Source organism: Haloarcula sp. R1-2, from assembly GCF_011627385.1.
Classification (GTDB): domain Archaea; phylum Halobacteriota; class Halobacteria; order Halobacteriales; family Haloarculaceae; genus Haloarcula; species Haloarcula marismortui.
Genome location: NZ_JAANTG010000003.1, coordinates 93,763 through 114,714, shown reverse-complemented (window position 1 = coordinate 114,714; position 20,952 = coordinate 93,763). Strand labels below are relative to the sequence as shown.

Genomic DNA, 20,952 nt, shown 5'->3' with positions numbered 1-20,952 from the left:
AATCAAAATAGCTAGTCAACATATCTAGATAGTATAGCTAGCTATTGTAGCTGTATCAGGTAGTCAGGGAGACCAGCGAACAGGAATAGTCAGCTAACACAACTATCAGTTCCAGTTTTGTTCGATAGCCTACCGAGTCAGGGCTAGGGGCACATCAAACGGAGCGACAAGTAAGGCGCAAAGACAAGGCTTCGTCGACAATTGTGCTTACGAACAAAAATCAAAGCAGATCTTATCGGGAAGCCGCTGACTGCTCCCAGTCGTACCCCCATTCACGGAGCTCTTCTGCCACAAGGTCCGGGTTGTCCATGGCAACGACGAGGGCAGCCTCCAGCGCGTCGGTTTTGTACACGTCCTCTCCAACTTCATCCTCCAGATTGCGGAGGAACGTGGACTCGCGTTCCGCAACTTCGGGCCGGATGAAAATCGGTCGCTGCTTGCGGTCCTGTTTGACCGAGTCACGACGGAATTTATATGGAATGTCGGGTTGGGTCGTAGCTTCTACGTCGGTGGACTCGGTTTCGACAGCCATCTCATCCTGCTGGTCGTCTGATTCTGGCTCTGGATCTGCGTCCGTCTCTGCAAACGGATCGTCGCCGGAGCCGGATTTCATGCTGTTGCCTCCTGTTCGCGGGTCTGGCGGAGGTGTGCCGCCAATTCCTCGAACTGTTCCAGCGTTTCGATTTCGTAGTCACGTTCCCGACTCCGATGTTCTTCGATATATTTGAACGCCGAACACTGCTTGCGCCAACACCCTTCGAGCAAGGACGTTCGCTCACGAAACACTACCGGGATGTCGTACGATTCCGCCTGGAGTCGTTTGAGCATCTCTTCTTGATCGTTCGTTCCTTTGAATCGGTTCGGTACTGCAGCTAACACGCCCACGTTAATGTCCAACGTGTCTTCAAGGCCGGTAACGAGGTCTGCAAGTCCCGCAACGGACTGCTGTCCCTTCCCACTCGGCTCGAACGGAATGACGAGGTTCCGCGTCGCGTGCAATGCGTTGTACAGTTTCACGTCCGCAGTCGCCGGTGGATCGATGATGACGGTGTCATACTCGGACGGAACGCCCGCGTCTTTTAGCACACGTAGGAGCTGGACGTTCGGGTTCCAGTTCTCGCCGAAGTCCGCTGCTTCCTCCTCGCGACGCCGGAGGTGTTTCGAGAGCACTTCCAGAGAATTGTGTGCGGGAAGGACATCGACACCCTCTGAGGTTTCAATGAGGTCAGAGAAGGGACCGCGTGGCCGCTCGACAAGATGCCGAACTAGGCTATCGGCCTCTGAGTCAGTTCGGTGGTCCGCAACGTCAAACAGGAATGAGAGGCTCCCCTCCTGTGGGTCCATATCGATTGCGAGTACGTCGTGACCAGCACGGGCGTCGGCGACAGCGAGATTCGCCGCCATCGTTGTCTTGCCGACACCGCCGGCCTCGCTGTACACGGTGTAGGTCAGCATACCTTACCGAATACACTGCACAGATATAAGGATTAGTCAGACGGTATAGCTATACAGTATAGTCATTTTATTTTACCTAACTACCAGCCCGGCGAGGCCAGCTACTCATCAAACAACCCCGCGAGCGCCTCTCGCATCTCTGCCCGACGGTGCGACCGTGCTTCAGACTCCGACAGGTAGTTGTCGAGCACAACTTGCGCAGACGCCGACCCCTGCTCAGCTGCGACGTCTTCAAACCGCTCTGCAACCCGCTGGACAGCGGCGCCGTACGTCGTGTACCAGAATCGACGACCCGTTTTCGGCGTCGGCCTGGCACCATCAACGGTGATATCCGCGACTTCTGCCACTGACTTGAACCGTCGGCGAACGGTTTCAGCGGTCAGGTGGCCGGTGGTGGCAGCCGAGGAAGGGAGCAAATAGCCGTTCCAATCCGGATCAGAGAGTGCTTCAATACGCTCAGTAACCGTCTTCAGACCGGCCAGCAAAGCTACGGTCCCAGGACCGTTTTTCCGCTCGCCGTCGGCGAATTCTATGTACGAATGAGAGTTATCATCCGGATCAAGGTTGAGCTGCCGGATATGGAGCGAGGCCACTTCGCTCGGTCGAAGCCCCCACCCGCAACATGCGACCACGATGAATCGGTCGCGTAGCTCAGTCGCCGCTGCATAGAGACGCTGAACGGCGTCTCTATCGAGTGCCTCGTTGTCCCAGGATGGAGTCGTATCCCACCCAAATCGGATTTCGAGGTCAGCAAGCGGATTGTACGCGGCACCGCCAAACATCACCAAGTGCTTGTAGAACTGCCGTGTGTCCTGAACGTATTTACGCCGTGATACAAGCGTCGTCAGGGCTTCGTCCAGTTGGTCAAGTGCGTCGAAGGTCGCTGCAACCCGATCCATCTCAGCAACGCGTTCATCGGGATTCTCCAGCGGTGCGAGCAAATCTTTTGTATCGTGGATATTGGTATATACTTTTGCGTACCGTCGCAAAATCGACCGACGTGTGTCGATTGTCGCATCAGCACGCCCACGTCGAGTCGAAAGCTCGGCGAGGTACTCCTCGATGGCTCGCTGTGTGTTATCAGAGAGAAAATCGAATGGCTCCGACGCCTTCTCGTCTTCCGGCACTTCGATCTCGTCGTAGAACTGCCCCGGAGACAGGTCGAATCGGCGCTGGAGGTGCTTGACAAGTCCCGGAAACCGTCCGTTCAGCCACGCATATGTGGGGGTTTCAGTGGTTGGATTGAGGCCGTCGTCTTTCATCGCCGGCACAACAGTCTCATGGTAAAATGCTTTGCAGTCAGCCAAGTCCATCGTCGAATAGCGGGTTTCAGTCATTGATCTGAGTGTGTGGACAGCGTAACCGACGTACTGTCCCTGCTGGTACTCTAAACCGCCGTAATTTCGTATGTAGCGTATTTCAATCGTACTACTAATAGTTTGTCTTGTATTGTTTTCTCATGCAGAAACCCACAACAAGACAAGCACTGGCAAATTCATTACTACAACACATAAATCATATTTTGCTATATCAAATTGACGCGGACCACAGTTTCGGAGGATGAGTTAGTTTCGGAGAAGATTGGCGACTAATTGGGGTATTCGTGTGGTTAGTCACCGAGACCAACACCTGATAACATCGACACCAGAACGTGTATCAATAAATGCGCGGATTTTGACGACTCTGGACAGCGTTCCCACTCATCCCCAGTAAGCGTTCGAGTGCTAGACGCTCAGTCGGGCAGGATCAGCACCGAGGCGACGAATTCGACACACTCACCAGCGGTCAGGACCGGTGCGACCAGTTTGAGAGCTGTTTCGAGCGCTGCTTCTGTACCCATACATCTCTCGCAGGACTCGGTGTCGGGATAGAGGAAATCGAAATGCAGTACAACGACGCCTGTGACACTGGCGGTTCTTATTAAACACTGGTAGCGATATCAGTAAGTTCTCACTCCGCACTTAGACAGTATCGGCTTCAGACGTAGCCGATGAGAGCTTTGAACTTCGTTCTGGAGATTAGTACGACTTTAGATAATTGTATAGAAGGCACGCATCAAACCTATCCGCCGAGGTTGTGTAGTTCGGGGAAGTCCGTTTTATGCGGTTTAGATCTTAGATGCACTGAATTCTGTGTAGTGTAAGGAGTTGAGCAATGCTTTCCCGACATTCATGTGCTGAGAACAGTACTCTCTATTGCCTTTCCCAGATCACTGGTGAACAGGAACCAGATCTACAGTGACATCGTATTCCGGATAACGTGCGGTAGCTCCCGCAGTTGCGACCGTAGTGAGTCTATCAAGAATTTTGCCATGTGGAATAGGAATCTGTGCAGTAGTATATCCAACAGCATAGAATCGGATTCAGCAGTTCTGAAGGGTGACTTTACTTAGAGGTCACCGATGTTATTCACGGGGACCAAACTCTTGACAGCCGAATCTATCCCTGTTCTCTGGCTGTGCACAGAGGTAATCAAGCCGTTTTTCCATTTCGGATCGCGGCATGCCCGCTTGATCTTTTCGGGACTCCGCAAGCCGGGCTTGACTGGCGTTTAGCATCTTTTCTTTCCTTTCTAGTTCCGAAACAAGTGTGTCTACGTCCTCGTTACGTGTTTCTAACTGTTTGTTGAGTTCTTCAGCGCGGGCTTTTGCGGCCTGTCGATCTTCCCGAGTCTCGTTCAGTTGTTCACGCAATTCCTCGTTTTCAGCGCGAAGGGCTTCGTTCTCTGTCTGGATGTCCTGTGCAGAATCCTGGAATGCAACCGTTGTCCCGACTGTCCCACTAGTGGCGACCACGGTGGCAACAAGTAGCCAAGAGCTGATGTTACGTGCAAGAGTGTTCACCAGTGAACCTCCGACGTAGCCGGAGTACTGTACAGATTTCTGCCCCGGTAGTGCAGTAGTGAGGGTTGAATCATCATGTTCCAGCTTGATTGGTATGTGCTACTAATCGTAGTTTCCAGTTGCCTACGAGTAGGCCACGAATGACCTCTAATAGGCAACTAGTACTAATGTAGAGTGTAGCTGAACTAACCGATTAGATCAGGTCCGATGGCGAAGTTGTACATTGGCGCAAATTGCTGCGTGGGTTCTGTGAGTTCCGGTCGCTACCTGCTGGTGGAAGCCGTCAAGCAAACGGATGGATAGGTAGCAGCTTTTCTTACTAGTTCAGCGACAGGGTACCTATTCTCTCAAACAGTTCGTCGAACGTCTACACCGATCTTGGTACCAGCAATCCACTATCTTGCCGACGGACCACTGGCCGCCCCTCACCCCGGGTTCGTAATTCGACAATACGGCGATCCAGAGTAAACTTTTTTTGTGTTGTTCATCATCCAGATATGTGACTTCAGTATCGACGCTTCGTGCGGTGAGTCGCGCTGCGAGCAAATACTTCGTCGTCTGGGTCGTCATTCTGGCAGGGCTCGCTCTCGTCAGGCCGGACCCGTTCATCCCAGTTTTGGACTACGTGTCCCCACTACTCGGGCTAATTATGCTTGGGATGGGGTTGACGCTCCAGCCGGCGGACTTTCAGCGACTGATCAAGGAACCAGTGGATATCGGTATCGGCGCTGTCACGCAGTGGCTGGTGATGCCCGCCGCTGCGTACGGGCTGTATGTCCTGCTCGATCTTCCAGATGCTGTCGGTACCGGTCTCATTCTGGTTGGTGCCGCCCCCGGTGGGACCGCATCGAACGTGATGGCGTATCTCGGTCGGGGCGACGTGGCCCTCTCCGTCGCAATCACGACCCTTACGACCCTTGCAGCACCGATCGTGATGCCGGCCTGGGTGGTGTTTACCCTCGGTGAACAGATAAACGTCACCTTCGCAGAGATGTTCCAGAGCATCATTCAGATCGTCATTATTCCGGTGTTTCTCGGGTTCACGATCCGGTATCTGCTGGACCGCTATTCACCGAAAGCTGCTGAAATCGGTACCGATGTGTTCCCGGTTATCAGTGTTGCCGCCATTGTCGCGATCGTCGCTGGCGTCGTTGGCGCAAACGTGGATAATATTCTCACTGCCGGTCTACTCGTGCTGGTGGCAGTCGTTACTCACAACGCTATCGGGCTTGGCTCGGGGTACGGTGTCGGTCGGGCAACTGGGATGTCAACAGACCGCGTTCGGACCTGTGCGTTCGAGGTCGGCCTCCAGAACAGCGGGCTAGCCGTTGCGCTGGCAACGACCCTGTTTGAGCCTGCGGCCGCACTCATTCCCGCGCTGTTCAGCGTCTGGCATAACATCACAGGGCCGGCGCTGGCAAGCTTCTTTAGCTGGCAGGACAGCGGGCAGAAATCCGTTGAGGCTGTGCCAAGCGACGACTGATACTAGATTCCCAGCGGTACGGTTTTTCAGTATTACCGGACGGACAATCCGTCTACGTCCACCATACTCTGCTTATGCGTTACCGGCGATTGGAAACGCCAAACGAGTGCTGGCATCGCGGGCAGTGATATCGGGTCGTATATCCGGTGGTCGAAACGTCCCAGTCTCCTCCGACCATCCCGCTCTCAAAATCACAGTCCGGACAGAACAGGACCATCTTCGAGGGTGTTCCAGTAGTGTCTGTAGTTTCCTTCCGTGCCATTTGCATTGATAGTGTAACATGATGAATGGAGAGCAATATATGCTACCCCCCGGTTTTCAGCAATTGATATCACAGCCGCCCCGTGCTGTTTCCGGACAGAGGCGAGTCCGACCACATCAGGGTGGGAGATTCTGAAGCCCAGAAACCATGTTCACAGAGTTTCTATCCGCACATTACATCCTATCTGAAGGTGGAGTATCACCGATGTAACTACCTGACACCGGTGTCCGCGAGCACTTTTGGGCTAGCTACGCCTGCGTGTTGATGCTGATACACCTACCGACAAAATATGTCTCAACAGAAATCAGATTACGCTGACGACGCGGATATCGACGAATCACTGGACGAACTGGCCTCCGAAGAAACCATTGAGGAGACCGTCGAGAACTTGGAGGCAAACGGATTCGAGGTCATCGTCGTTGACTCGGCCGACGATGCACTCGCGGAACTGCAGTCACTCATCCCGGCAGAAGCGTCTGTGATGAACGGCCACTCGACGACACTCGAAGAGATCGGGTTCGACGAGTACCTGAGTGATGGGGACCACGGATGGGAGAGCCTTCCCGAGGAAATCTGGAGTATCGACGACGACGCAAAGCGCCAAGCTGCTCGGCGAGAGTCACAGACGGCCGATTACTTCCTCGGCGGCATCAACGGCATTTCCCAGACCGGCGAACTCGTCGCGGCGGACCGTTCGGGAAGCCGCATCGGTGCGTATCCGTTTGCGGCCAGTAACGTCGTTATCGTCAGTGGTGTGAATAAAATCGTGCCGACGCTTGAGGATGCGCTTGACCGACTGGAAACCGTCGCGTACCCCCTCGAAAACGAGCGTGCAAAGGAGGCCTACGGCGTCGACTCTGCGATCGCCAAGCAACTCATCCTCCGCCAAGAACTCGAAGAGGGTCGCACTACCGTTGTCCTCATCCGCGAACACCTCGGTTATTAACTGAAAGACACTCAGAAGCTAAGCGGTGGTCGGCCCCGCTGCCCTGCCTTTCTGGGCAGAAGCACACTATCAAAAAACAGCAATCCTCGGTAATTTCCAACCCTCGGTAGTTCTGCAGGTGGATAGCCTGTGATTGACTTGCTCCGGACCGTGTAGCAGAGAGAGTGCACCGTGAGGCAGACTGGCAGGAACTACGAAATCAGATGCGAATCGATATACGAGAACAGAGACGCTTTCGCTGCGGCCGTCGCGGCTTCACGGTTCGTCGTGAGGCGGCTATACATGGTTCCTTTAATCGTTGCCAGAATATGTTCGGCTGCGTGTGTCGGATCGACATCGCGAAACACATCCGCATCAACGCCTCGACGAACAGTTTTTTCGATGATTGTAGCAAGTCGAGTATCGATTTCGGTGAACTGCTCGCGAAACACCGCCCGCTCGAGTGCTTGCGGGGAGAGCGTGACTAAAACGCTGTGTAGCTGGCGTTTCTCTTCCGGTAGTTGACACGGGAGAAGTGTGCTGATGATGTGGTTGAGATCTTCTTTCGGGTTGTCACCGATGCTGGTGTTGATTGTCGCCTCGAATCGGTCAACGGTGAATCTGAGGAACCGGAGTAGGAGCGCGTCTTTTGAGTCGTAATAGTGGTATATCGTCGACTTGGCCTTATCAAGCTCATCAGAGATACGCGATATCGAGAGCTCAGCGTACCCGCTGTTAACAAGCGCCCGGTGAGTTGCGTGCATAATTTCTTTTTCAGTTGCACACAGGGCATCGCTCTCGTCAGTCATACAGACAGTCGTCCCTCCTGACTTCGGCTGGGGTGGCAGTACGGTGCCGCTTGCTCAAGCGCGGTATCTGAGCGATCCTGACTAACTCGTTCAATTGGGACACGATGAGTCTCAAGTGAGCAGGAACCGAGGTGAGTGGACCGCATTAATTCGCACTCCGTGATTGGCTCGACGAGAGCAGTGTCCCAAGCGTTCCACGGCTATGGTCCCAGATAACGATCGAGGTCGGAAGGACCAGTATGGACGCTACGAACGAATAGAGGACGCTGAGGGCGATCAGCAACCCGAACTGACCCAGGATCGGGACGACTGCGAGGACGAGTACTCCGGTGCCGGATGTTGTGGTGACCATACTGCCCGCCAATGCGCCACCTGTTCCCCGGACGCTAATGTCGAGTGCTTCAAGCAAGCCGACGTCGCCCCGGTACTCCTCGGAGAACCGATGGACGAGGTGGGCAGAGTAATCGATACCGAGCCCAATTCCGATCGATAACGTCGTTCCGGTGAGGACATTAAATGGGATGTCCAGATACCGCATTGTCGCAGCCAAGGCAGCAATGGTAAGCAGTATCGGGATGAGGTTCGCAGCCCCGAGCCCGGGACGGCGTTCGAGTAGCCAGTAGGCGAAGAACAGGAACGCTGCAGACGCGAGAATTGCGAGACCCAGGCTTATATACGCCGACTCTGCGATTACATCCGAGACGGCTTTTAATACCACAACGCTGCCGGTTGCGGTCGCCTCCATCCGGAACTCATCAGCAACGGCTCTCGTGTCATCTGTCACTTCCTGTTGACTCGCATCGGACTCAACAGAATATACAACTCGCGTGCGCGTGAAGTCGTCAGTCATGTACGATGCCGCGCGGTCACCGTACGGTGAGTCATACAGCGCGTTGTAGATAGTCGGAAGGTTCTGGTCGGGAACGCCGTTCCCGTTCTGGTCGTTCTGGGCAACGAGTTGTCGGAACTCCGGCGAAGCACGCTCGTAGCGGTTAATCACCGTCAGGATACTTGTCGTATCTGCACTTCCGCCGGCTGTGACAAATGAGTCAGGCGGGTCCTGATTCGCCCGGTAGATTTCCTCTAACGCTGTTCCATCCTGTAACGATCCTTCGACGTATATTGTTACTGTGTCACTCTCACCACTCTCGAAGGTGTCCTCAAGATAGTTTATTTGTTTCGTGACTGTGTACTCGCTCGGAGCCACAGCTTCCGGCAGAACCTCGACGTATCCGGGGTTCTCCTCCGGTGGGAGGAAGTCCTCAGTGGTGAACCGGGTATCGATTCCAGTTCCATACGCCCCCATGGCTGCCGTAGACACCAGCACAAGAGCGAAGAATACGTACGGGGCCCGGCGGGCGATTGTGACACCGATAGTAAGGGATTTGCCGACTGCGGAGTCCTCAGAGCCGATCGGAGCGATACTGAATTCGGGGAGGTCGTATCGCACCCGCTGCCGGTCCGTGAAGTGTTTGAGCGACGGCAGGAAGATACCGAAAATAAGAAACGTGAATATGATTCCGACACTGGCGACAAACCCAAGGTCGCGGATCGGACCAAGCTGACTGGTCCCGTTGGCCGCGAATCCCAGAACTGTCGTGCCTGTCACGATGAAGAAGGCCGGGAGCAACTGGTCTGTTGCGGTCCGCATTGCGGGCGTCGGCTCGACATCCTCGACGCGCTCTTCACGATATCGGTTCACGGCGTGAATCCCAAAGTCGATTCCAATGGCGAGGAGCAACGGCGGGACTGTGATCAACATCTGCGTGAACGGGATACCGGCCCAGCCCATGAACCCGAATGTCCAGACAATCGCCATCGCAAGGGAGACAAGGCCAATGAGCAGATCAAACGGGTCCCGGTACGCGATAATGAGGAAGAACAGAATCAGGACCACAGCAGCCGGGACAACGAGTCCCAGCGAATCGGAGATAACACTGCTCAGTTCTGCAGAAATGAGCCCACTGCCGAAGACAGAGATATCACCGTCGACCGAACTGACGATAAACTCCGCTTCCTGCTGAATGGGCGTCAGTGGTGATGACCCCTCTGTCCCGGCACTGCTTGAGACACCTGACACCTCGTGGGTAACAGTCGTCAGTGTTGCCGATGCAGACGGCTCTTCTCGGTTCAGGTCGTTGCTGAGAAGTCCTGCGACTGCCGGCTGGCGCTCGAGCGTCGTTCGAGTGGCGGATTTGATTTCCGACTGTGAGGCTGCTTCTATAGCATCGATCTGTTCGGGCAGTGTCTCCGCGTCCGGGTCAAGCGTCTGTGCGACGGCCTGTGCAACACTCGTCGTTCCGACAACGTCCTGTGATTCGCGCTGTGTCAACCGGTTCTGGGCTTCCAGCATATTGAGGATGGCCGGCTTCGACAGGACGTTCTGGTCTTTCTGGATTAGCGTCGTAGAGCCAGTCCCCTCACCGAACGGTTCGCGCTCGAAGTTGTCGTTCACCTCGTCGAACGCTTCCTGTGCAGGAACGCCGTCGGTGAACTGTGATGTCCCCGAGTCGGTCGCAGTCATGCCGAACCCCGCCGACAGAATGAGGGTTGTGACGATGAACACAGCGACGACTGTCTTGTCACGGTTGACAATCCAATCGTCTAGGATGTCGATATATTTCTGGTAGTCTAACATTGTGTCATATACGTTAGCCTCGGAGAGTTACTGTCGGCTGTACCAGACCACGCCGCCAACGACTGCGAGAAGTCCAACACCACCAATAAGCCACAGTGGCGTCCCGCCGCTTCCGGACTGGTCCGTAACTTCTATTGGCAGACTGTAGGTGTCTGAAACCCGTTTGTCCCCGTCTGGCGTCTCATACTGGAAGTCAAGATTGAGCGGATACGTCTTGTCCAGCGCATTGCTTCCCGCTGAGAGCTGGACGGAAACCGTTTCTGACTCTCCGGGTCCCAGCTCAGCGATAAACGTTTCATCGTCACTGCTGCTGAGCGGATCATTGACGAACGCCTTGCCCTCAATGCTGGTCAGCGTCTTGTCTTTCGTATTCGTTATCGTAAACGTAATTGAGCGGTCTTGTCCGACGCCGAGCGTCGAATTCTCCATTTCGATGTCGAATTCGTCCTGACTGCCATCCACTGTTGAGCGAAGTTCAAGTGTCTCTGCGTCAACCCTGTCATCGTTGTCGTCGCGATAGCTCACTCCGAAGTCAAACTGCCGAGCGCCTGCCTCTGCGCTGTTGGACACGTCAACACCAAAGCTGAAGTTGGCTGATTCGCCTGCATCGAGATTTCCGACAGCGTACTGCGTCTCTTTTGCCGATAGTGTCGACTGCTGGCTTTCCCAAGCGATAACAACGTTCTCAACATCACGCGTTCCAGTGTTTGTGAGGGTTGCACTCAGTGAGCCGTCTTCACCGGCTTGGAGTGAGGTGTCAATATTGGACACGCCAAAGTTCTGTTCAGGTGCCGGACTGAGGCTCAACTGTACATCGTCATAGGTGCTGGTGTCGCCCTCGTGATCATCATACTGGACGTTGGCCGACAGCGCGTAGCTTCGGTCCTCGGCATCGGGGCTGGCTGTTGCATCAACTCGGACGGTCCGAACTTCACCGGGTTCCCAGTTGCCCACATATGCTGTTGTCGAGGAACTCTTGCCGAACGTTATATCGGCGTTCCGTGAAGCAAACGTAACAGATGCGTCATCAACAGTCAACGGGCCCGTGTTGCGGAGCTGAACCTCGTACGTTCCCGTGTTGCTGACGGCGACAGAGCTGCTTGAATTGACGACTGAGAACCGCTGTTCAGGATCAGGTTCGACTGCAATGGATTGTCCTGCTGATTGCGTTCGGAGGCCGTCCTCGTTGTCAAATGCGACCGACAGCTCAAACCCGTACGGCTCCGGCTCGGCGGCTTCAGCGGCACTCACACGATAATTGAACGTCCGGACTTCGCCCGGTTCCCACTCATCAACAAACCGTGAAGTTGCATCGCCGCCACTTACTGCGAGGTCCTGATTCCGGGATTCCAGCGTTACCGCAGCATCCCGAGCGGAGTTGTCTCCGGTATTTTCGACGCTAACCGCTACCGTGCCCGTAGAGTCAACGCGGGCATTCGATGCAATATCAGTCACATTGAATGTGGCGTCATCGGTGACATCAATTTCGATGTCAACAGTTCGGGTTGTCCTGTCTTCGTCCCGTGCGCCCGTTCCTTCGGAGATGTAGCTTGTGTGCTTGTAGTTTAGTTTCAGTTGTGCGTCGTACGTTCCAGAGGAAGCGTCGTCATCCACGCTGATATCAAACGGGACTGTCACCTTCGGTCCGGCTTGGAGCGTGCCAAGACTTCGCTTCGAGTCCTTGACCGATATCGGCGCGTCACCGGAGCCAAGTGACACAGTAAGCCCCTTCGCCGTGGTTACCTCGCTGTTTAACGCCGGGTTCCGGGTGGAGCCACTGTCAAGATCGCCAGTGTTGACCAGCGAAATTTCGATTGTCCTTTGTTCACCAGGGGTGACGGTGTCGTCTTCGAGCGTTGCAACGATATCGGGGCTCCCAACGACCGCAGCGGTTGCCGTTCCGCTAGTTACGACAATGCCAACTACGGCCAGGAGTAGCAGCTTCTGTGCCTTCGGTGCCATATTAGTAAGACTTCCATTCAATCCGCGGTTCGTTGGTAGTCATAAACGGCTTCGAAATTCTTCGGTTACCAGTCGTCATGTTCCTGTAGTTGACTAAACGTTCAATCACATATAGTGCTTTCGTCTCTTCTGAAGTCAGATAGGACAACCAATCGATCAAAACCCGCGCTGTTTGATTTTTGGGACCTCAGAGTATTGGCGTTAGAAGGGTCGGAGAGCACACCAAATGGGCAGATACGTGCGATACACTAGGATAGGTGTGTGAATACAAAGAACTAGAATGCAGTCCAATTCACTCCGTGATACAGGGGCCAACAATACGCTTAAGTTTATTGAATGGATAGTCAACAATATAGCTATCTACCAACAGCTGCCCTTACTCAATCCAGTGATGAAAACGAGACCCCAGATTGGCCACGTGGTCAACAGCGAGCGAACAGCAAAACCGTGAGTGATTTGAACCGTACCGCTCAAGCACGGAACGGTCAATGTAAAGATGACTAACGAGATAACCTTTTTTCAGAACCCGGAGGGAACCCGCGAGGAGATCCTCGAGGCAACCTTCTATGCACTGCGTCAGCACGGCTACGCGGATCTAACTATTTCAAAGATAGGTGATGAGTTCGGGAAGAGTCAATCGCTCATATATCATCATTACGATAATAAAGACGAGTTGCTGGTAGATCTTCTTGATTACATACTTGAGCAGGTCGAAAACCAAGTTCCGCTTCCCAACCAATCCCCTGAAGCATACATTGACGTGATCGTCGATGAAATATTTGGGACAAGCAACAACAGTGATATCGAATTTTCCCAGGCTGTGATTGAGTTGCGAGCGCAGGCAGCGCACGACGACGATTACAACCGTCTCTTTCGCAGGAGTGATGACTTTATTCGAAAGCAGATCGCTCGTGTCATCCAAGCGGGTGTTGACGCCGGCGCATTTACTGTCGAAGACCCATCGCAGACAGCCGCACTGTTCCACACAGTTTTAGTCGGGATTCAGGCGGAACGGATTAGCAGCGACGAGGACACAATCGACGACGTGAGAGCCGAATTTCGACGGTACGTCGAGAACTGTTTACTCTCGGAGTAGCCCCATCAAGTCACGTCTAGCTGAGCGATTAACTGCCACCGTCAGCCATCGTGCCGCCACCGGGCATTGACTGACAGTCTCCTTCGGGCTTCTGGATCGGGTCAACCACACCCCACGAGTGGAAGTCCCACCGCATTGACTCGCCTTCAATACGTCGCGGATATCCGGAGTCCGCGAGAATGTAGTATGTCAGCGGCTTCTGGGACTCAGCCTGAGAGATTTCATACACCAGCACCTCCTCACCATCGATAGTATCCCGACCGACCGGCGTGACTTCCGGGTTTTCCTCTGGCTGATCGGAGAAACGGCCTGGATCAACCTCGTCACGACCCATCCCCTGTTGCATCGTTCCCCGGACACACTGCCCTCCAACAACGGTGTACGTACTGTTCCCAATGTGATACATCTCCATCTGTTGTCCCTGCTGGTCGAATGACCAGTACATATCTCCCCGGTAGAAACGGCCAGACATCTCCACGGTCCGCCCTCCGGACTGCACTGTGGCTGTCATCGCATACGATTTAGGGAACCGTGTAACCTGACCGAACTGTGTTGATCTGTCGTCGTTACCGCTGAGCGTCGATTTATTCGTAGCAGTTACCGCAGCTGAGTCCGGCGTTGGTTCGGCACCGCCACCAGTCTCAGTCTCACTCGAATTACCGCTTTGATCGCTACCACAACCGGCGAGTACAGTCAAGCCCGAACACACGACTCCGAGTAGCTGCCGTCTATGTAGTTGGTGCATGGGGACGGATATCCTCGGCTGACACACACTACACAGACGACTATGGTTATTGTTACCATGTATGTTCCATCCTGGCTACGAATGGGGTGATCGTACGCGTATGGACTAACCAGCGCAAGCCAAATAGCTATACGGTATAGCTTATCTAATTAGACGTGAATTAGCCCAAGTCGGATTGGAGGGGGTAATTATCATTCCCGAATATTCATACATGTATTATATGTGCGTTCCAGTTATTTGCCAGATAGATGACCGACGACAGCCGGAGCGATGAGGCTGATGGGGATACGGGCCTCTTTGCGGCAACGAGTGGCACCCTCACTGAAGTTCGGTATGACCCAACTAGCGATCAGGAACTTGCCGCGGTTATTGTTCAGGCCATCGCCGACCAGACGGGAACAGAAGCAGGAACGTATCGTGAGTCGCCATTGCACGACTACATTGATGTCGGTGCAATTGAGACACTGCTGTTCGGCACACAGCCGGGCCAGTCAACCGGACCAGCGACTCAGACCATCACATTTCAGTACCGGAACTTTCTGGTGACAGTGCGCGCTGACAGAGTGATCCAGTTGTCGAATACCGACAACAACAGGTCAGGTAGGTACTAGTGGCAAGCATACAGAGCAGGGTATCTGGCCCAATAGCGTCCTTATGTGAATATTTTACTGACAATCAATCGCAAAATTTCCCATCATTGGGTTGGAAAATTGCCACCCATCAAGCGACCGTACGTCGACAGGCTGCAATAGTCTGGCCTGTGATACTGTGCAAGGAGAGGCTTTACGCGATGATTTAGATGAGCGGTCCGATTCACGTGATAGGCGGATTGTCTCTGGTTTTCGAGGAAGCAATCATTTGACGTAGAAAACCACTATTCAGCCATTCTCGCCTGAAAGATCGTGTTAATTACAACTATCACACGTATTTGATTCTCAAAAGCAATATCAGTAGATTTCACAGGAAATATTATCCCATCAACAGAAGAGTCGTCACTGTTGAACACCACTGTGTCCGGAGTTCTTCGCGCTACTGAGGTAAATACAGAAGAGTTCAATCGTCGGCGACAACACCACTGTGTCCGCTGTTCTATATCCTGAGAACCATCCCGTATCGGTCGGTTCCGACACCACCATGTCCGCCGTTCCTACGTGGACTGGAAGTCCGAAAGCGTCGCTTCGGCATCGACAAGGTTGGTGACAGATTTGTGGATTCCAACATCGTCAACAGTCTTCTCAAGCGCTGCAAGAATCATTTCCGGGTCCATCTCGAGAGAGTACTCGCGATAGGTCCCACCACGCCGTCCCTCGTTCCGTTCGATTGCCGAAATAATACCTAACATCGACAGCTCACCGAGGTGGTCACGCATCCGGCGTGGAACGAGCGGGTCAATCCCTGCCTTTTCGGCGAAGTTCGTGTATCGAGGTCTGATATCCCGTGTCCGGGCCGGCGTCTTCCCTTCCTGATCAAGTGTAACCATAGCGTATACCACTAGATGACCGTGTTGGGTGAGTCCCGAAATGCCCTCTTGAATGCGACCCCGTTCCAGAACGTCACGTGCCTCTCGAACAAGGTCTTCCGAGATCGTGTCTGTGTCTTTGTCGCGGGCTAGGTCGCCCGTTTTCATGAGCAGGTCAAGTGACTGTCGTGCGTCACCGGCGTCTTTCGCGCCGTAAGCAGCGCACAGTTCGATGACACCGTCTTCGAGGACGCCGTCGTGAAACGCTACATCAGCGCGTTGTTGCAGGATCTGTATCAACTCCTTCGCGTCGTATGCGGGGAACTGGATTTCCTCTTCACAGAGTGAGCTCTTGACCTTCGGGGAGAGGTCATCGCGGAAAGAGAAATCGTTCGAGATACCGATGATACCGATCTTCGCAGAGCTCAGGTTGTCGTTTGCTCGCGCACGTGGAAGTTGATAGAGGATACTGTCGTCTTCGATGTGATCGACTTCGTCAAGAACGATATAGATAGTGCCACCACAGGAGTCGAGTTCGGTCCAGAGCATATCATACACTGTCGCGCGCGGATATCCCGTCGTACTGATCTGGCTCGTTTCGTCCCTGAATTCGTTGACGAGTCGGGTAGCGATTTGATAGCTACTGGAGAGGCCGTCACAGTTTAACATCTTCACCGTGAGATCGATATCCTCGTACTTTGCTGCGTCTTCTTCGAGATGGTCGATTAGATACCGCGTACCAGCAGTCTTCCCGACCCCCGTTTTACCGTACAAGAAGATATTGTTGGGCTGCTCACCGTTGATTACGGGTTGAAGCGCAGCTCGATACCGGTTTAGCTCAGTATCACGCCCGACAAGATTCTCAGGCTGGTAATCCTCTCGGAGGGCATCCCGATCCAAGTAGATCTCGGTGTCACGTTCGAACATCCCCATAGTCGTTGCTTGACGTATTGGAAGGAATCTATATAAAACCACCCCTGTCCGCAGTGTCCGCAGTGTCCGCTGTTCTTTTTTATTATAAACGAGTGGGGGGACCCTCCCACCCCACTATGTCCGCAGTAACTAGAGAAGGGTGGGAGGGGGTGAGAGAAAGAACATGTACATTAGGGAAAGGTTTATTATGGTATGCAGAGAGGTAGACCGTAATGTAATTTGATAGCTGTAAAAGAGAGCACTATAGTATTACTTGAGAACATACCTAGTCTAGACAAACAAGATTTCAATTCAAATGTTGCCGTTTCTGCGTTCCCTTCCCGTCCTGCTTGAAGAACAGCGGACAAAGTGGGGTGGGAGTGTTATCTCCTATTATTGATCTGGTTTGCAGCTTTCAGCCTCTCCCTGAGTAATTCATAGCACTTCTACTGTCTGAGTACACACCACTGTGTCCGCTGTTCTCCTCTCCGGCCCACAAGAACAGCGGACATCGTGGTGTGACTACGATGGAATAACACCACGATGTCCGCAGTAATTGATTCCTGATTTCTCAAACGCCCAGTAGAACAGCGGACATCGTGGTGTCGATTTAGTATTATGCCTATCTCTTTTCGGTCAGACGCCACGATGTCCGCAGTAATCTGGCAATAGAGACCATCTGATACGGTGTTACTGCAGACACCGTGGTGTTCTCTGTGACACACTGCTTGCTCGATGATCTGGGAAGGGCCTCCGTGAGACGTACAGTTCTGACCCCTTTCTGTAATCTCCTCTCAGATTGGTCGACCCTAGAACGCTCGACAGTGTCGTCATCATAATTGCAATAGCAAATACAGAATCCACCATGGCTCTAGCTTCCGGTTCCAGCGTCAATGTTGGCGTCATATTGGTCGCGCTAGACGCTGCAGCGTTCCTGGTCATCTGCCGGGACCGCTGCTGAACTCAGAATATCATTGAATAGCTCATTCTATATAGTTTACAATAACCCACTTGCCAGTCATCGTGATAACCAATAATCCACCCGCGACGTTCTACTGCCTTCACTCATTCAAGTAATTCAAACACGGGAGTGGTGCACCGATATCTAACCATCTTTGTGGTAGCTGTCATCTGAACGTCCGTTCAACAAGCCGTGCCTCTGCTTTTCTGAGATGGTTCGATGCAGTGCTCGGGGCACAACCGAGTTCTTTGGCAACGTCCTCGACGCTCCCATTTCGTGGGACTTCGTAGTACCCGACTTCTCGTCCCACGGTGAGTGCCTCGCGCTGGCGTGAAGTGAGGCCGGTGGCAAATGTTCCGGGACTGGCATCGTATTCGCCGATTTTCCGGACATTTACCGAAATTCCATCGGGAAGCGCACTCCGGACCTGTTCGAGCGCGGCAGGCTCCCCGACGACGTCGAACAACACGATCCCATGCGGCCGGTAGGCAACCGGTGGGACTATCATTAGGGTCGGCTGTTCGAACGCCGTGTAGAACTGTCGTGATCGGTCAGTCTCTTGGCCACGGATGAACGCATAGAACGCCTCGTCCCGAACGGGTGTAATATCGTAGCTTTCCATGGTTTCAACCCCAGAAAGCGCCGATTCGTAGGGCTCGCGATCGCCGACGACATAGAACAACGTATAGGCAATTCCGTCTTCGACGCCGACTTTCCATGTGACGAGCCATTCGCGCTTGATTGCATCGCTTTCGGTCATAAGGCGGTGCATCGGACGCTGATACTCCAGTGCATACTGGATCTCCAAGCGGAGATATCTCACAGGCGAGTTCTGAAGGCGGCTTCCGAATAAAGACACTAGTGTGTACGACAGTTCGTGCATCCGGCCCCACTATCTATCACCATCTGGCCATGAGTAGTGATCGGCGGAATGTGGACGACGCACAGTCAGATGAGCGGATATGCCCCGGCAGAAGAGCAAACGACCGATTTAATTCTACACTTCGGGAGGTGCTTGGGTCATCTCCGTTCATACTCACGAAATTCGACACGTTCCTGAACTGGGTTCGGGGGTCTTCCATGTTCGTGCTGCAGTTCGGCATCGCCTGTTGCACTATTGAGATGATGGGTACTCTCGCGACGAAACACGACCTCGACCGCTTTGCTGCCGGAGTCCCTCGGGCATCACCGCGACAGGCAGATCTGATTATCGTTCCAGGCACAATTGTTTCGAAGTTCGCGCCGCGGATGAAGCGCGTCTACGACCAGATGCCCGAACCGAAGTTCGTCGTCTCGATGGGGTCCTGTACCATTTCCGGTGGCCCATTTCAGGAAGGATACAACGTGATCAAAGGTGCAGAGCAAGTCATTCCGGTTGACATCCACGTCCCGGGCTGTCCACCACGCCCCGAGGCACTCATCTACGGCATCGCCAAACTGCAAGAGCGCATCGCTGAGGGTGAGTCCTCACCGGTAACGGTCAAACCCTACGAACTAGAACAGTTCGGCGATCTTGAACGGGATGAACTCGTAGACAAACTCGCCAGCGAAATCGACGAGGACGACCTCGTCATGCGGTACGACTGGAGTTCGCCATAGGCTCTGGAAGCCGCCTCGACTACGCTACCCGTCCGTAATGATATTGGCAACGCGGTCGCGGCTGAAAAGCTGTTCAGCCGATGGGATCTCTGGATAGTGATCCCCGTTTTCGTAGGTTGGCCACTCACCAAAGATATCTGGGTAGAGTTGTTTCGCGGTCATCTCGATCTGGAACAGATTCATGATAGGGCCGTGGTATCGCATTCCGTGTGCGTACACACGGTCGGTTTGGACTGCGGCGAGCTCTTTCCCAACGCTGTGTGACTCGAGTCGCCCGCGGATATCATCCATGTCGTAGCGCGGTGTCATTCCCCAGAGGTGGAGGATTACGTCAGGGTCCGCCTCCAGCATCGTTTCATAGCCAACTGAACCCCAGAGACCGTCCCACGTTTCATCCCCGAAAGCGTCGTTGGCTCCAAGTGGACGCGTGTCGGCGAGCCAAAATCCCGGACGGTTCAGATGATACGTCCAAAACTGGTCATCGCCAAGTGTAACCCGAATCGCTGTCGGTCGTTCTTCTTCTGGCGGAAGGTTCGTTTGGATGGTATTGATGAGCTCATCGTGAACGGCTCTGAGCTGTTCGCAACGCCTTCGCTCCTGAAATACGGTGGCGACACGACTGAAAAGCTCCCACAGGGTGTAATACTGGTAGTCCCCACTGTAGGGTCCCTGCGGGTCACTGTGTGTTCCGCTGTAGAAATTTCCGAAAAAGGGGCCGATGTTGTCGATAATTTCCTCGATATCGCTCATATCCCAGTTCTCCTGGGTAATCGCCCATGCGGGGTCAAGGAAGTGAACGTCGCTACCGAGGCTATAAAAGAACTCCTTGCTGAAATTATCGTAGGGGTTGGGAAGGTCTTCCCACTCAAAAGAGACGCCAGAAAGTCGCTCGTAGTAGTGGTTCATCGATGGCCCAGCCATGTCTGGCACGAACATCGAATTGACCGCGTCACCGTGATTGAGCGCAACTAACATATCTGCATACTGATTGTACATTGTGAAGACGTTCTCCGGGACGGAGTCGAACTCGACTTCCCCGACAGGAGAAAGTGAGGCAGTGTAGGGGCCATTATCTGATGGGGTCGATGTGTCCGTTCCACTATCGCGCGATGTAGCGGTACTGGGCGATTCGCCACCGTCACTGGAACAGCCAGCAACGATCGACGTGCCAAGCAGCACACTACCGCCGGAGAGGTAGTCGCGCCGGGTGAGACCATTTGAATCGTCTGCCTTGTCCATGTTTTAGGTTGGCCTAATATGGTGTATATGGCTTTCGGATTAACTGGCCATCTGTGGCGCAGGGATGCTAGAAGATCTTCGCGATGAGGAAGAAATCAAGTCCGAACATGGCGAAATTCTAGTACCCCACCGACGACAACGCTCATTATTGACAGGGCGATCCAGAACACCCAGATAGCATCACTTCTCACCGGGAACGTTTCATGAATACTCCTGAACGGTAGATCGTGCATTGTCTGCCCCAGTTAGTCTACGACAGGTCATCGGCCTCACTGAAGCCATTCTGTGCTTTGCTTGCAGTGCGAGTGACTGACCACGCCATTACTGCAGTGTATGTTGCACAACTTCACTCTGTGACGGAATACCTCGATATTTTCTGTCCTTACTATACATATGAACTTTTTAGTGGTAAATTCGCTATAATATAGCCATAACAAGCCAAGTACGACAATAACAAAGATACTAATAAAAACTCAAATATATAAACAAAAATATGGGGTAGGAATTGGGGGCCTTTGTTTTTATACTCGACATTCTAGTCACAAGAATACACCAGCCTCACCAA

16 protein-coding genes are annotated in these 20,952 nt (G+C 53.5%); 5 read left to right on the top strand and 11 right to left on the bottom strand.

Annotated features, from left to right (window positions below):
* Nucleotides 1-232: 232 nt before the first annotated feature.
* The 4 genes from G9C82_RS14650 to G9C82_RS14635 form a co-directional block, all read right to left on the bottom strand.
* Nucleotides 233-613, bottom strand: coding sequence for a hypothetical protein (locus G9C82_RS14650; RefSeq protein ID WP_004965623.1), 381 nt, complete (start codon nucleotides 611-613; stop codon nucleotides 233-235).
* Nucleotides 610-1,455 carry a ParA family protein gene (locus G9C82_RS14645; RefSeq protein ID WP_004965622.1) on the bottom strand — a complete coding sequence of 282 codons (846 nt, stop codon included), beginning with the start codon at nucleotides 1,453-1,455 and terminating at the stop codon, nucleotides 610-612. Before G9C82_RS14645 ends, G9C82_RS14650 begins: the two co-directional genes overlap by 4 nt.
* Before the next feature lie 101 nt (nucleotides 1,456-1,556).
* Nucleotides 1,557-2,792, bottom strand: coding sequence for a tyrosine-type recombinase/integrase (locus G9C82_RS14640; protein WP_127014505.1), 1,236 nt, complete (start codon nucleotides 2,790-2,792; stop codon nucleotides 1,557-1,559).
* A 1,067-nt stretch (nucleotides 2,793-3,859) separates the two neighbouring features.
* Entirely contained in the window at nucleotides 3,860-4,297 is a 438-nt protein-coding gene (locus tag G9C82_RS14635; protein WP_241244111.1) for a hypothetical protein, read from the bottom strand.
* Nucleotides 4,298-4,823: 526 nt separating this feature from the next.
* Between G9C82_RS14635 and G9C82_RS14630 the strand changes: the two genes are divergently transcribed.
* On the top strand, nucleotides 4,824-5,780 hold the full coding sequence (locus G9C82_RS14630) for a bile acid:sodium symporter family protein (RefSeq protein WP_127014662.1): 957 nt from the start codon (nucleotides 4,824-4,826) through the stop codon (nucleotides 5,778-5,780).
* Between the two features lie 551 nt (nucleotides 5,781-6,331).
* The gene (locus tag G9C82_RS14625; protein ID WP_004965611.1) at nucleotides 6,332-6,988 is read left to right on the top strand and encodes a lactate utilization protein; all 657 of its coding nucleotides are present in this window, start codon (nucleotides 6,332-6,334) and stop codon (nucleotides 6,986-6,988) included.
* A gap of 191 nt (nucleotides 6,989-7,179) precedes the next feature.
* Here the strand turns inward: G9C82_RS14625 and G9C82_RS14620 are convergent, their stop codons facing one another.
* The 3 genes from G9C82_RS14620 to G9C82_RS14610 all read right to left on the bottom strand — a co-directional run bounded on the left by G9C82_RS14620 (nucleotide 7,180) and on the right by G9C82_RS14610 (nucleotide 12,376).
* The gene (locus G9C82_RS14620; RefSeq protein WP_011222618.1) at nucleotides 7,180-7,776 is read right to left on the bottom strand and encodes a TetR/AcrR family transcriptional regulator; all 597 of its coding nucleotides are present in this window, start codon (nucleotides 7,774-7,776) and stop codon (nucleotides 7,180-7,182) included.
* A 145-nt stretch (nucleotides 7,777-7,921) separates the two neighbouring features.
* On the bottom strand, nucleotides 7,922-10,414 hold the full coding sequence (locus G9C82_RS14615) for an RND family transporter (protein WP_127014504.1): 2,493 nt from the start codon (nucleotides 10,412-10,414) through the stop codon (nucleotides 7,922-7,924).
* Nucleotides 10,415-10,441: 27 nt separating this feature from the next.
* Entirely contained in the window at nucleotides 10,442-12,376 is a 1,935-nt protein-coding gene (locus G9C82_RS14610) for a COG1361 S-layer family protein (RefSeq protein ID WP_127014503.1), read from the bottom strand.
* Nucleotides 12,377-12,872: 496 nt separating this feature from the next.
* Here G9C82_RS14610 and G9C82_RS14605 point away from each other — a divergent pair, with 496 nt between their 5' ends.
* Nucleotides 12,873-13,472, top strand: coding sequence for a TetR/AcrR family transcriptional regulator (locus tag G9C82_RS14605; protein ID WP_127014502.1), 600 nt, complete (start codon nucleotides 12,873-12,875; stop codon nucleotides 13,470-13,472).
* Between the two features lie 28 nt (nucleotides 13,473-13,500).
* Here G9C82_RS14605 and G9C82_RS14600 read toward each other — a convergent pair whose 3' ends face one another.
* The gene (locus tag G9C82_RS14600; RefSeq protein ID WP_229380486.1) at nucleotides 13,501-13,917 is read right to left on the bottom strand and encodes a hypothetical protein; all 417 of its coding nucleotides are present in this window, start codon (nucleotides 13,915-13,917) and stop codon (nucleotides 13,501-13,503) included.
* Between the two features lie 548 nt (nucleotides 13,918-14,465).
* On the opposite strand from G9C82_RS14600, the gene G9C82_RS14595 reads away from it, so the two are divergent.
* Complete coding sequence (locus G9C82_RS14595) at nucleotides 14,466-14,828, top strand: HalOD1 output domain-containing protein (RefSeq protein ID WP_127014501.1); 363 nt, start codon at nucleotides 14,466-14,468, stop codon at nucleotides 14,826-14,828.
* Between the two features lie 536 nt (nucleotides 14,829-15,364).
* Here the strand turns inward: G9C82_RS14595 and G9C82_RS14590 are convergent.
* Nucleotides 15,365-16,609, bottom strand: a complete 1,245-nt coding sequence (locus G9C82_RS14590; RefSeq protein WP_004965595.1) for a Cdc6/Cdc18 family protein — start codon at nucleotides 16,607-16,609, stop codon at nucleotides 15,365-15,367.
* Nucleotides 16,610-17,715: 1,106 nt separating this feature from the next.
* The gene (locus tag G9C82_RS14585) at nucleotides 17,716-18,309 is read right to left on the bottom strand and encodes a helix-turn-helix domain-containing protein (RefSeq protein ID WP_127014500.1); all 594 of its coding nucleotides are present in this window, start codon (nucleotides 18,307-18,309) and stop codon (nucleotides 17,716-17,718) included.
* 152 nt (nucleotides 18,310-18,461) lie between these two features.
* On the opposite strand from G9C82_RS14585, the gene G9C82_RS14580 reads away from it, so the two are divergent.
* Complete coding sequence (locus G9C82_RS14580; protein WP_127014499.1) at nucleotides 18,462-19,148, top strand: NADH-quinone oxidoreductase subunit B; 687 nt, start codon at nucleotides 18,462-18,464, stop codon at nucleotides 19,146-19,148.
* 24 nt (nucleotides 19,149-19,172) lie between these two features.
* Here G9C82_RS14580 and G9C82_RS14575 read toward each other — a convergent pair whose 3' ends face one another.
* Entirely contained in the window at nucleotides 19,173-20,387 is a 1,215-nt protein-coding gene (locus G9C82_RS14575; RefSeq protein WP_127014498.1) for an ABC transporter substrate-binding protein, read from the bottom strand.
* Nucleotides 20,388-20,952 lie beyond the last annotated feature (565 nt).